This window comes from Streptomyces sp. NPDC006450, assembly GCF_040612195.1.
In the GTDB taxonomy this organism is placed as follows: domain Bacteria; phylum Actinomycetota; class Actinomycetes; order Streptomycetales; family Streptomycetaceae; genus Streptomyces.
The window spans coordinates 50,681-63,379 of the sequence record NZ_JBEXPT010000004.1 but is presented as its reverse complement, the minus strand read 5'-3'; the positions used below and the strand labels follow the sequence as shown (position 1 = coordinate 63,379).

The 12,699-nt window shown below is 70.1% G+C and carries 9 protein-coding genes; 3 read left to right on the top strand and 6 right to left on the bottom strand.

Translation table 11 applies throughout. The annotated features are described in order from the left end of the window. Positions 1 to 15: 15 nt before the first annotated feature. From ABZY57_RS03000 to ABZY57_RS02990, 3 genes are all read right to left on the bottom strand, one after another. Positions 16 to 1,077, bottom strand: coding sequence for an iron chelate uptake ABC transporter family permease subunit (locus ABZY57_RS03000; protein ID WP_356507494.1), 1,062 nt, complete (start codon positions 1,075 to 1,077; stop codon positions 16 to 18). Next, positions 1,074 to 2,135: an iron ABC transporter permease gene (locus tag ABZY57_RS02995; RefSeq protein WP_356507492.1), complete on the bottom strand. Its 1,062-nt coding sequence runs from the start codon at positions 2,133 to 2,135 to the stop codon at positions 1,074 to 1,076. Before ABZY57_RS02995 ends, ABZY57_RS03000 begins: the two co-directional genes overlap by 4 nt. A 263-nt stretch (positions 2,136 to 2,398) precedes the next feature. Continuing rightward, positions 2,399 to 3,766 carry a lysine N(6)-hydroxylase/L-ornithine N(5)-oxygenase family protein gene (locus tag ABZY57_RS02990; RefSeq protein WP_356507490.1) on the bottom strand — a complete coding sequence of 456 codons (1,368 nt, stop codon included), beginning with the start codon at positions 3,764 to 3,766 and terminating at the stop codon, positions 2,399 to 2,401. Between the two features lie 260 nt (positions 3,767 to 4,026). On the opposite strand from ABZY57_RS02990, the gene ABZY57_RS02985 reads away from it, so the two are divergent. Next, complete coding sequence (locus tag ABZY57_RS02985) at positions 4,027 to 4,974, top strand: methionyl-tRNA formyltransferase (RefSeq protein WP_356507488.1); 948 nt, start codon at positions 4,027 to 4,029, stop codon at positions 4,972 to 4,974. Positions 4,975 to 5,079: 105 nt separating this feature from the next. Here ABZY57_RS02985 and ABZY57_RS02980 read toward each other — a convergent pair whose 3' ends face one another. Continuing rightward, positions 5,080 to 6,228, bottom strand: coding sequence for a serine hydrolase domain-containing protein (locus tag ABZY57_RS02980; protein ID WP_356507486.1), 1,149 nt, complete (start codon positions 6,226 to 6,228; stop codon positions 5,080 to 5,082). Between the two features lie 227 nt (positions 6,229 to 6,455). On the opposite strand from ABZY57_RS02980, the gene ABZY57_RS02975 reads away from it, so the two are divergent. Next, the gene (locus ABZY57_RS02975) at positions 6,456 to 9,602 is read left to right on the top strand and encodes a BTAD domain-containing putative transcriptional regulator (RefSeq protein ID WP_356507484.1); all 3,147 of its coding nucleotides are present in this window, start codon (positions 6,456 to 6,458) and stop codon (positions 9,600 to 9,602) included. A 95-nt stretch (positions 9,603 to 9,697) separates the two neighbouring features. Here the strand turns inward: ABZY57_RS02975 and ABZY57_RS02970 are convergent, their stop codons facing one another. Further along, positions 9,698 to 10,531, bottom strand: a complete 834-nt coding sequence (locus tag ABZY57_RS02970) for an alpha/beta hydrolase (RefSeq protein WP_356507482.1) — start codon at positions 10,529 to 10,531, stop codon at positions 9,698 to 9,700. A gap of 183 nt (positions 10,532 to 10,714) precedes the next feature. Then, on the bottom strand, positions 10,715 to 11,554 hold the full coding sequence (locus tag ABZY57_RS02965) for an alpha/beta hydrolase (RefSeq protein WP_356507480.1): 840 nt from the start codon (positions 11,552 to 11,554) through the stop codon (positions 10,715 to 10,717). A 396-nt stretch (positions 11,555 to 11,950) separates the two neighbouring features. On the opposite strand from ABZY57_RS02965, the gene ABZY57_RS02960 reads away from it, so the two are divergent. Continuing rightward, on the top strand, positions 11,951 to 12,565 hold the full coding sequence (locus ABZY57_RS02960) for a sigma-70 family RNA polymerase sigma factor (RefSeq protein WP_356507478.1): 615 nt from the start codon (positions 11,951 to 11,953) through the stop codon (positions 12,563 to 12,565). Positions 12,566 to 12,699 lie beyond the last annotated feature (134 nt).

The window sequence follows — 12,699 nt, the reverse complement described above, 5'->3', positions numbered from 1 at the left end:
TAACCTTTCTATCACCTAGCGGCGGTTCGCCCGCACCAGGAGGTAGATGAGGAAGGGACCGCCGATCGCGGCGGTGACCACGCCGACCGGCAGGCTGATCGGCAGCGCCGTACGGGCGACCAGGTCCGAGCCGAGCAGCAGCAGCGCACCCACCACGGCGGACGCCACCAACGGCGGCGTGGGGAACTTCGTCAGACGGATCGCCACCTGCGGCGCCACCATGGCCACGAACGGGACCGGTCCCGCCGCGCTCACCGCGAAGCCGGCCAGGAGCACCGCGCACAGCAGCAGGACGGCCCGTACCAGCCCGTACCGGACGCCGAGGCCGGCGGCCACGTCGTCGCCGAAGTGCAGCGGCTTGAACTGGAAGGCCACGCAGGCCACGACCACCGCGAGGACGAGCGTGCCCCACAGGGCCACCCCCACCTCGTCCCACGACCGGTTGTCCAGGGAGCCGACCAGCCACGCCTGGGCCCGCGCCACGTCCCTGATGTCGGCGGTGACCAGCAGCCAGGTCGTGATCGCCTCCATCACGGCGCTCACGGAGAGGCCGATGAGGATGAGCCGGAAGCCGTCGACCCCGCGCCGCCACGCCATGAAGTACACCAGCAGTCCGGTGCCGAGGCCTCCCGCGAGCGCCGCCCCGGACAGCCCCACGGAGCTGACGACCGCGGCCGTGGCCCCGCCCGACACCGTCACCAGGCAGACCGCCACCGCGCTGGCGCCGCCGGTGATCCCCAGGATGTCCGGACTGGCCAGCGGATTGCGGGCGATGGACTGGGTGATCGCCCCGGACATCCCGAGCGCGATGCCCACGACGAGCCCGGCCAGCGCCCGCGGCATGCGCAGGTCCATGATCACGAACTGGTCTACCTGCTCGCCCCCGCCGAAGAGGGTGGCCACCACCTGCGGCAGGCCGATGGGGAAGTCCCCCACGGCGATGGACAGGCAGAACACCAGGAAGGCCGCCGCCATCAGCAGCAGCGTGACCAGCACGACCCTGGGCCGCCAGACGAACGACATGCCGCCGAGCCGCACACCCGGTGCCACCGACGGCTTCACCACTGTCACGTTCATGCGCTCTTGAACTTTCCCCGCCACACCAGGACCGCGAAGAACGGGGCGCCGAGGAGAGCGACGAGGACGCCCGCGTCCAGCTCTCCCGGCCGCACCACGACGCGTCCCACGATGTCGCAGACCAGAAGGACGACCGCGCCGAGCAGGCCCGCGTACGGCACCAGCCAGCGGTAGTCGGGCCCTGCCAGGTACCGGGCCGTGTGCGCCACCATGAGTCCGAGGAAGGCGATGGGGCCGCACGCCGCCGTGGCCGCGCCGGCCATCAGCGTGATGGCCGTGATGCCGACGGTCCGGATCAGCGCGATGTTCACACCCAGGCCCCGGGCCACGTCGTCGCCCAGGTTCAGCAGGTTGACGGAGGGCAGGGTGGCCAGCGCCAGGACCAGCCCGACCCCGATGAATACGGTCACCGGCCAGATGACGTCGAACCCGACGCCGGCCACCGACCCGGCGTTCCAGTACCGCAGGGCGTTCAGCGCCGCCTTGTCCGTCAGCGCGACCGCCGTCGTCATCGCCAGCAGGAACACCGTGACCCCCTGCCCGGCCAGAGCGAGCGTCAGCGGATTTCCCGCGCCCCGGCCGATGCTCGACAGCCCGAACACGACGACTCCGGCGAGCGCCGCCCCCAGGAAGGCGAACCAGACGTACTCGAACGGGTTGGTGAGTCCGAACAGGGCGATCGCCGACACCACGGCGAACGAGGCGCCGGTGTTCACCCCGAGCAGGCCGGTGTCGGCGATGGGGTTGCGCGTGTATCCCTGGATCAGTGCCCCGCTGACGCCCAGCGCGATGCCCGCCACGATCGCGAGGACCGTACGGGGCACCCGTACGGTCCTCATGATGAGCCTGGCTTCGGAGAGCTTCTGGTCGGGGTCGGGATCGGCGAAGAGCCCGTGCCACGCCTCGGCGGGGCTGAGCGCCCGCGCACCGACGGCGAGGGACACCACCGCCGCGACCACGAGCACGGCGAGGAGGGCTCCCAGCCCCACGACCCGGCGCCGCCGGGCCTGCGCGACGACCCGGGAGGGCGCCGGGCGTTCGACTGTGGTGGTGCTCATGTCGACGCGGCTCATCCCTTGCGTCCGGGGCGGGCGGTGTGTCCGGTACGTGCGGGGCATCCGATACGTGCGGCAGGACGCCCGGGTACGGGGGCGGGCCCCCCGGGTATCACGCGTCGGCTGACGGGCGGGCTGCCGGTGCGGCGACGGGTACCAGGGGGCACGGACATTCCTTCTTCGTGGATCTGCGGCTTGCAAACAGTACTGCCGTGCCTGCCGGTGCGAAGGCACCACAGGCACGGCAACGGGCCGGAGCCGGTCTGTCAGACGGCCGCCTGGCGGGCGCCGTTCCCGGCTCCCCCGGCGACCGGACGGGCCTGGTCGGGCACGGCCTTGAGGTTCCGGTCGAGGATCGAGTCGAGTATCTCGCCGACCCGTACCGCGGTGTTGGACAGCAGGGAGGAGGTGATGCCGTGGGTGTGCTCGGTTCCGCCCTGGAGGTAGATGCCGCAGCTCACGTCGAGGTCGGTCGCCACCCGGTAGTCGCGCTCGACGCGGACCCGGCCGTGGTCGTCACGGTGGCAGCGGTCCGCGACCTCGCCGAGCAGCCCGAGGCCGTCGGCCTGCTGGTAACCGGTGGCGCACACCACGACGTCGGCGTCGAGCACGCTCTCCTCGCCGGTGACCAGGGACGTGACGGTGGCACGGACGCCGTCGGCCGTCTCCTCGACGCCCGTCAGGCGCGAGACGTTCAGGAAGCGGAGCCGCTCGGTGCCGAGCACCTTCTCCTGGTACGACTGCCGGTACAGGTCGTCGATGAGGTCGATGTCGACCACGGAGTAGTTGGTGTTGCCGTGATAGCCCATCAGCCGCTGCTTGACGTCCTCCGGGGCGGTGAAGTACTCGTCCACCGCCTGGGGGTCGAAGATGCGGTTGGCGAAGCTGCTGTCGTCCGCCGGGCTGTAGCCGTAGCGGGAGAAGACCGCGCAGACCTCGGCCTGCGGGAAACGGCGGTGCAGGTAGGCCACGTTCTCGGCGGCGCTCTGGCCGGCGCCGACCACGACGAAGCGGCTGGGCTCGCCGCCTTCGAGGGCGTCGACCTTCGTCAGCAGGTCGGTGTTGTGCCAGACGTGCTCGGTCCGCTCGACGCCCTCCGGCATGACCGGGCGCAGCCCGGTGGAGATGACGAGGTTGCGCGCACGGTGGACGACGACCTCGTCGCCGGAGCGCGCCGTCACGTCGAGGTACTCCACGACGCCTTCGCGCAGCACGGGCTCGACGGAGACGACCTGGTGGCCGTACGAGACCATGTCGTCGACCTTGGCCGCGGCCCACTCGAGGTAGTCGTGGAACTCGACCCGCAGCGGGAACAGGTTCTTGTGGTTGACGAAGTCGATCAGCCGGCCCTTCTCCTGCAGGTAGCAGAGGAAGCTGTATTCGCTGGTCGGGTTCCGGAGCGTCACCAGGTCCTTCATGAAGGACACTTGCATCGTCGCGTCGTCGATGAGCATTCCGCGGTGCCACCCGAAGCGGGGCTGCTGCTCGAAGAAGTGAGCGGTGACCGCCTCTTGCCTTCCGACGCGCACGTTGTGCTCGCTGAGCGCGATCGCCATGGCGACGTTCGACGGCCCGAAGCCGATACCGATCAGGTCGTGGATCAGTGGTGCGTCGCCAGGAAGAGCCTGTGACATGTCACTCCCATTGGTGCGGGACAGCCGCCTGCCAGGCGTCTTGTCAGGGGTGGGGGAAAAGGGGAGTCCAGGCGCACCGGTGACCGGCAGCCGAGTGGAACTTAGGTAAAGCTAACCTGATCCAGACGACCTGTCGACCAGACAAACCGGACATCGAACCCACAGTCGGGTCAATCAAGCCCAGAATCGGGGCTGTTGCGCCGTTAGGTAAGCCTTGCTTTACTTGCCTTTGCTCATTCGCTCTCTGAGGAGGAACCCCGATGCGGGTCGTCATGTTCGGTTATCAGACCTGGGGCCATCGCACCCTGAAGGCGCTCCTGGACTCCGAGCACGACGTCGTCATGGTCGTGACCCACCCCAAGAGCGAGCACGCCTACGAGAAGATCTGGAGCGACTCGGTCGCCGACCTCGCCGAGGAGCACGGCGTCCCGGTCGTCATCCGCAACCGCCCCGACGACGAGGAACTGTTCCAGCAACTCAAGGAAGCCGACGCGGACATCCTCGTCGCGAACAACTGGCGCACCTGGATCCCCCCGCGCATCTACACGCTTCCGCGCTACGGCACCCTCAACGTGCACGACTCCCTCCTCCCGAAGTACGCGGGCTTCTCCCCCCTCATCTGGGCCCTCATCAACGGCGAGCCCGAAGTCGGCGTCACCGCGCACATGATGGACGAGGTGCTCGACGCCGGAGACATCGTCATGCAGCGCTCGATCCCCGTCGGCCCGACGGACACGACCACGGACCTCTTCCACAAGACGGTCGACCTGATCGCCCCGGTGACGATCGGCGCCCTCGACCTCATCGCGTCCGGCCGGACCGAGTTCACGAAGCAGGACCGCTCCCAGGCCACCTTCTTCCACAAGAGGGCCGAGGAGGACATCCGGATCGACTGGTCCTGGCCCGCCGAGACCCTGGAACGCCTGATCCGCGCCCAGTCGGCCCCCTACCCCGCCGCCTTCACCTTCCACAAGGGCAAGCGCCTGGAGATCCTGACGGCCGTCGTCTCCGAGGGCCGCTACGGCGGCACCCCGGGCCGCATCTTCTACCGCGAGGGCGAAGGCGTGGTCATCGTCGCCGGCGCGGACGCCCGCACGGGCCGGAACCACGGCCTGGCGATCACGAGCGTCCGCACGGAAGACGGCACGGAACTCCCGGCCTCGATCTACTTCAAGTCCATGGGCGGCTACCTCACGTCCCGCCCGTAACCGGGCGACACTCCCTGAACCCCGGCCCGCCCAGGACGGTCCCCGGGCGGGCCGGCCGTCCCTCCGGCGCCCCTGAGGGACGCTCGACGATGGAGCGGCCGGGCCTCAGCCGGTGGAGTCCAGGACTTCGTAGACGTGCCTGAGGTAGCTGTGGGTGCGCTCCGAGCCTAGGAGCCCGTCGCCCAGCCTGTTCATCGTGTACGAGAACGTGACGTGCCGGTCGAGGTCCATCATGACGATCGAACCGCCCCGGCCGACCCAGAAGCAGACCCTTCCGGTGGGCATGTGCGGCATCGTCCTCGCATCGGCGAGCGCGAAGCCGACGCCCCAGCGCACGGGAACGCCCAGGAACAGGTCGACTCCGTCCGCCTGTACGTCGAGGACCTTCTCCACCGTCTCCTCGGAGAGGAGACGGTGGCCGTTCACCCGGCCGCCTCCTGAAATCACGGAGAGGGCGCGGGCCATGCCCCGTGCGTTGCCGTGTCCGTTGACGGCGCCGAGTTCCGCGCGGCGCCACTGCGGTGTGTCGACGTGCTCGTCCCGGGCAGGACTTCCGAGCAAGGTCTTGGTGAAGATTCCCTCGGGATCGAGCCCGGCGGGTATTGCGGAGAGCCGCGTCGGGGCCACCAGCTCGGCGATGCGCGGCCAGTCGGCCCGCCGCGCACCGATCTGGACGTCGGCTCGCAACGGCTTGGCGATCTCCGTGTCGACGAACTCGGTCAGGGTACGTCCGCTGACCCGCCGGACGAGCTCTCCCACGAGCTGTCCCTGGGTCTGCACGTGATAGCCCGAGGCACTGCCCGGCTCCCACCAGGGCGCCTGCGCGGCCAGTCGGGCGCTCGCGGTCGGCCAGTCGTACAGATCGTCCATGGTGAAGGGCTGCTGCCAGCCGGAGAGCCCCGATGTGTGCGCCAGGACATGCCGCACCTCGATGTCCTGCTTGCCCTGAGCGGCGAATTCGGGCCAGTAGTGCGCGACCGGGCGGTGGAGGTCCAGTGCCTGCCGGTCGACGAGGACGAAGGCCGCCAGACTGGTCAGGGTCTTGGTGGTCGACCACAGGCTGACCAGCGTGTCCCGGCGCCAGGGAGCGGTCCGCGCCGCATCGGCGTGCCCACCCCACAGATCGACTTCCATGACTCCGCCGACGTCGACGGCGATCGACGCCCCCAACTCCTCCCCTGATCGCAGATGTTCTGCCAGCGCCGCTCGAACCGGCTCGAACCGGGCGGTGCTCGTTCCCTCGACATCGACCATGTCTCTTCCCCACTCCTGACGACGACTGTTCGATCAGTCAACGGAACGGAGGTCACGCCGGTTCACGCGCCGTCGAAGGCGAGGGACGCTGGTCCGGACGCCCCCGCGACGGGGGTTCGAGCCGACCGCCAACGATCACACGGAGTGACATCCTGCTAATGTCCTGTCCGGTATGCGGGCAGCGGGCGACGGGGGCCTCTCCTCGAGCGGGATTCTGGGTGGGTACGGTGACAACTCCGGTGCAGGGTCTCGACTTCGGGCTGCTGGGTCCGCTGGTGGTACGACGGGCGGGCGCGGTACTCGATCCGGGCCGGCGCAGGCAGCGGCTGCTGCTGGTCCGCCTGCTGCTCGGCGACGGCCGGGCGGTCGCTCCGCAGACGCTGTGCGAGGACCTGTGGCCGCAGCAGCCGGGACGGGCGCAGGGCGGAGCGATGGCCTCCCTGCACGCCCACGTCAGCACGATACGCGCGGTCCTGGAACCGCGGCACCTGCGCCGACAGGGCACCTGCCAGGTACTGGTCACCGAACCCCTGGGCTACGCCCTGCGGGTGCCGCCCGAGAGCCGTGACACCGTGCGCTTCGAGCGTGCCCTTGCCCAGACACACCGGTTCATGGACCAGGGCCGGCCCGAACGCGTCCTGGAGGAGACCCGAAAAGCGCTGGAGATGTGGCGCGGCACCGCCCTCGCCGACGCCGCGCACCACCTGTTCGCCGTCAACGAGGCGGCACGCCTGGAAGAACTGCGGCAGTCCACCCGCGAGATCCGCACTACTGCCCTGCTCCTGCAAGGACGGATCACCGAGGCCCTGGACGCGGCACAGGAGATGACCACGGAGCATCCCCTGCGGGAAACCGGCTGGGTCCTGCTGCTCCGTGCCCTGTACCTTGCCGGCCGGCACCCAGAAGCCCTGCAGCGCTATACCGACCTGCGCCGGCACCTCGCCGACGAACTCGGCCTAGAACCCGGCCCGTCCCTGCGCGCGCTGCACCACGGCATCCTCCACCACGACCTGCCACCCCTTCGCCCAGCCGATGAGCCGAACAGGTTCGGCGCGGCATCCGTCTCCGGCAGGGCGTCCGTCGCCGACGGGGATACCGGACACCGGCGCGACCCGCTCGCACCCCCCACGTCCGGGATACCGCTGGAGGACGAGGCGACCGCACCCGTCGGCCCGGCCGACGACGAACCGGCCGATGCCGCCGACCGGTCCGATGCGAGGCGCCAGCCGGCTGCGCATTCCGCAGGGACCACGTCGCCGCACCGGGTACGTCCGGCCGAACTGCCGTGCAGTCTGGCGGCGTTCGCGGGGCGCGAGGCCGAGGGCGCATGGCTGTCGTCCGTGAGCGGTGTACCGGACCGCCCCGGAACGACTGCTGCCGCCGCCGTCGTCGTCAGCGGTGCTCCCGGTGTCGGCAAGACCACCTTCACCGTCCACCACGCCCACCGCATCGCCTCTTCCTTCCCCGACGGACAGCTCTTCGTCAACCTGTGCGGTTTCCACCCCCACGCGCCCGCCGTCGAACCCGGCAACGCCCTCCACGGCTTCCTCACCGCCCTCGGCGTTCCTCCCCAGCGCATCCCCGAGGACACTCCCGGCCGCAGCACGCTCTTCCGCAGTCTCCTCGCCGACCGGCGGATCCTCCTCGTCCTGGACAACGCCCGCGACGAGGAACAAGTACGCCCTCTGCTCCCCGGGGGAGCGGGCTGCCTCACACTGATCACCAGCCGCAACCAGCTTCCGGGCCTGATCACCACCGACGGTGCCAAACCCCTCACTCTCCCGCTGCCCTCGCAGGCGGAGGCCCACCAGGCCCTCGAGCGACGCCTGGGCACCGAGCGACTGGCCGCCGAGCCCACCGCCACGGCCGACATCATCCGCCTGTGCGGACGGCTGCCCCTGGCGCTGGCGGTGGTCGCCGCCCGCGCCGAACTCGATCCCTCCTTCCCCCTTCAGGCCATCGTCGACGACCTGCGGGACACGCACGGCGGCCTCGACGCGTTCACCGGCTTCGACTCCACCACCGACGTACGCGCCGTCTTCTCCTGGTCCTACCAGTCACTGGACGAGCCCACGGCCCGGCTCCTGCGCCTCCTGGCCCTGCACCCCGGTCCCCACATCACGGCCCCCGCCGCCGCCGGCCTCGCCGGCCTTCCACTCCCCGCAACCCGCCGCGCGCTCGCGGGCCTGGTCGGCTCCTGCCTCGTGGAGCAACCGCTGCCCGGCCGCTACAGCCTTCACGACCTCCTGCGCGGCTACGCCACCGAACTGACCCACACCCACGACACCACCGGAGAACGCCACCACGCCACGCTCCGGGTCCTGGACCACTACGTGTTCACCGCCTACGCGGCGAACCAGCTCCTGAAGCACGACACCACACCCGAACTCGACCTCGGTACCCCCGGCCCGGGCGTCACCCCGGAGAACCTCACCACCGTCAAGCAGGCGACCCGATGGCTCGCCGCCGAACACCAGGTGCTGGCCGGCCTGCTCCACACCGCCGTCAGCCAGAAGCTGGACCACCACACCACCGGGCTGGCCTGGTCACTCAAGGACTACCTCCACCGTCAGGAATTCTGGCCCGAAGCCATCGCCGCGCTGACCCCAGCCCTCGAAGTGGCCCGGCGCCAGAACAACCGCCTCGAAGAAGGCCGTTGCCTGCGCCACCTCGGCGGCGTCCAGGGCTATCTCGGCCACCAGGAACAAGCCCTGCACCACCTGCGACTCGCCACCACGATCTTCGAAGAGCTCGACGCGACCGGTGATCAGGCCCGAGCCCACTACGTCACGGCGTGCGCGCTGTTCCTGTTCGGCCGGATCCAGGAGGCCGTGACGTTCTCCGAGCGGGGACTGGAGCTGTCCCGGGAGACCGGCGAAGAGTTGTGGCTGGCCGAGTGTCTCGGCGAACTCGCCTGGTTCCGCTGCAACCTGGGTCAGCTCGAGGTAAGCCTTCTGTACATCGAGGAGAGCATGGCCTTGTTCCAGCGCCTGGACGCACCGTGGCAACTGGCGCAGGCCTGGGACGTTCTGGGGTACAACCTCCGTCTGCTCGGCCGTTACGAGGATTCGGTGGCCACCTATCTGCGGGCCACGCGGGCGTTCGAGGAACTGGGTGACCACAGGAACGCCATCGGCACACTGATGCGACTGGGCGACACCCGGCTGGCCATGGGTGACCGGGAAGGCGCACGGGCGGACTGGGTCCAAGCCCTCGAAAGCGCCGGCGCGCGAGCCATGTCCCACAGCGCCCAGCAGGTCCGTGACCGGCTCACCGCCCTGGACATGGACGCGGACCCCACGCCCACCGTGCCGGAGAGGGCGGCCGCCAGTCACGGCCACAAGCTCCCGGTGCCCGGGAGTGACAGGCCCTAGGACTCCGGTGGGCTCCCAAGACGGCGCCCCGTCACCGTCGAACGGTGACGGGGCGCGTGAGGGGCGCCGTACGGCCGGTGAGAGGCCGCCGCCCCCTACTTGGCCAGGAAGGCGAGGAGGGCGTCGGTGACCTCCTGGGCGTGGGTCCACAGCAGGCCGTGCGGGGCGCCCTCGACGACGACGTAGTCGGCCTGAGGAAGCGCCTTGCGGAAGAGCTCACCGGTGGATTCGATGGGGAGGATGCGGTCGGCGGTGCCGTGCAGGATCAGCGCCGGCACGTCGATCTTCCGGATGTCGGCACGGAAGTCGGTGGTCCACGTGGAGACGCAGGCCAGCGAGGCGTACCAGGAGGCACCGGCGGCCACGTTCCAGCTGTTGCGGACCGCCTCCTCGCTGATCCGGGTGCCGAGGTTCTCGTCCAGGTTGTAGAAGTCCTGGTAGAACGCGCTGAAGTAGGCGTACCGGTCGGCGGTGACCGCCTGCTTGATGCCCTCGAAGACGCTCCCGTCGACGCCCTCGGGGTTGTCGTCGGTCTTGAGCAGGAACGGCTCCAGCGAAGCCAGGAAGGCGGCCTTGGCGACCCGGGCGGAGCCGTAGGTACCGAGGTAGCGGCCGACTTCGCCGGTGCCCATGGAGAAGCCGACGAGGACGGCGTCGTCGAGGTCGAGGGTCTCCATGACGGTGTTCAGGTCGGCGGCGAAGGTGTCGTAGTCGTAGCCGGTGGTGGGCTGGCTGGAGCGGCCGAATCCGCGCCGGTCGTAGGTGATGACCCGGTAACCGGCCTCCAGCAGGGCTGCGGCCTGCTTCTCCCAGGAGTGGCCGTCGAGCGGGTAGCCGTGGATCAGCACGACCGGCTGCCCGGCGCCGTGGTCCTCGTAGTAGAGGTCGATGGCGGTGGAGTTCTGCTGGCCGACGGTGATGAACGGCATGGTGGTTGCTGCCTCTCGATAAGGGGTGTACTGCGCGCTGGTGGCTCGCTTGCGGTCGGCGGGCCGTACGGGCCTTGACCACGGGTGTCCGGCGTCGGCACCTCGTCACCCTGGAAACGGTGACGGGGTGGGCGCGGTTCACCGTGTGGCCGAAAAGGGACTGGCGACGTGATCTGAGGCCGGTCAGCGGACCGTACGGGCCGCCTTCTCCACGATGCGGGCGACGGCGCCGGGACGTGAGACGGACACGGCGTGCGAGGCGTCGATCTCAGTCGTACGCGCGTGGGCGCGGGCCGACATGAAGCGCTGGGCCGCCACGGGGATGTTCCGGTCCTCGGTGGTGACCAGCGACCAGGAGGGAATCGTCTTCCAGGCGGCCTGGGTGGAGTTCTCCTCCAGCGCGGCGGCGGCGATCGGGCGCTGCCCGGTGGCCATGAGCTTCGCCTGGTCCGCCGGAACGTCGGCGGCGAACTGCTGGTGGAACTTGTCCGGCTTGATGAAGACGTCGGCGCCCGAGGCGCCGCCGGGAAGCTCGTAGTTCACCGGAACGACGACCTGGCCGAGGGTGCTGCCGGGGAACTTGTTCGTCAGCCCCAGCGAGCTCTCGCCCGTGTCGGGCAGGAACGCGGCGATGTAGACGAGGGCCTTGACCTTGTCCTCCAGGCCCGCGGCGGCCTGGCTGACGACGGTGCCGCCGTAGGAGTGGCCGACCAGGACCACCGGGCCGTCGATGTGCTGGACGACGCTGCGCAGGTAAGCGGCGTCGGTGGCCGGTCCGCGCAGCGGGTTGGCGGCGGCCACCACCGGGTAGCCGGCCCGCTGCAGCCGCTCGACGACCCCGTCCCAGCTGGAGGCATCGGCGAACGCCCCGTGCTCCAGCACGATCGTCGGCCGCGTCCCCTGGTGACGGTCCGACGCCTCGGCCCGGCCGGGCAGGGCCGCGGCCGTCACGGAAAGGCCGACTGCCGCGACACCGAGCAGGGTGAGCAGTCGGGCAGGCCTGGTCGGTCGGGTGATGCGCATCTTCGATGTCCTTCTGCGTGAGGGCTTTCGCCCTGGGGAGGTATGGGGGCATGGGGCCGGCGAGGCGGATCCGGCTCCGCTGGGAAACCCCGGCGCGGCGCGGGAAACGCGACACAGCATGGAAAACGCCCTGCCGCGCCCTGCCGGCGGCCGCCAAATGCCGACACGGCCGACGACCGGCAAGGGCTCTCATGTGCCCGGCCGTCACCGCTTCTACGAGCAACCCCGCGCCGCGGTTCACCGCCGGCGTGATCTCGGTGGGGCGGCAAGGGCGGACAGGCGGCGCGACAAGGAGACGACAAGGTTTGGCGGAGAGGTCCCGCCGAGTGTGGTGCCACTCCCCCGCGCAGGTGGGCGAGCACGCCACAGCACACTCGAACGAAATGGGGAACACCCATGAACGCGACCGCGATCATGGAGGCGGGGACCGCCACCCTCGCTCCGACTCCCGCTCCGACCCTCGCTCCGACGCGGGCACCTGACCGGCCCATCCCTTGGGACGACACCGATGGCGACGCCTTCATACGAGACGTCTACGAGCAGTACGGCCCTCTGCTCGTCCGGTATGCCGCGCGGCTGCTGGACGGCGACTGGCACAGGGCGGAGGACATCCTCCAGGAGACCGCTGCGCGCGCATGGAAACACGCCCGGCTCTTGAGCGCCCGCGGCGAACACGTCCGGCCCTGGCTGTTCACGGTGGCCAGGAACCTGGTCATCGACCACCACCGGGCCCGGCAGGTTCGGCCGCTGGATCTGATGGCGGCCGAGGACCTGGACACATCCTGGGACGGCACGGAATCCACGCTCACCTCACACGCGGTGCTGGAGGCACTGCGCGAGCTGAAGGAGCAGCACCGGACCGTCATCCGCCTCATGTACTACCTGGAATGCAGCGTGGCCCAGGCGGCCGAGCACCTCGGCATCCCGCCCGGCACCGTCAAGAGCCGTGCCTTCTACGCCGTGCGTGCGCTGCGCAAGGCCTTGGAGAAGCAAGGGGTACGCGGCATGTAGTCACGGCACGAGCTTCGACGGCCGCCCCCTCACGGATACCGCCCGGCCGTGCCCACCCCCGTTGCAGGCGTCGGCGGCCCCACGCTCCGCGTCGGGCCGGACCGTTCGGCGACGTCGTACCTCCACGGAGGGCC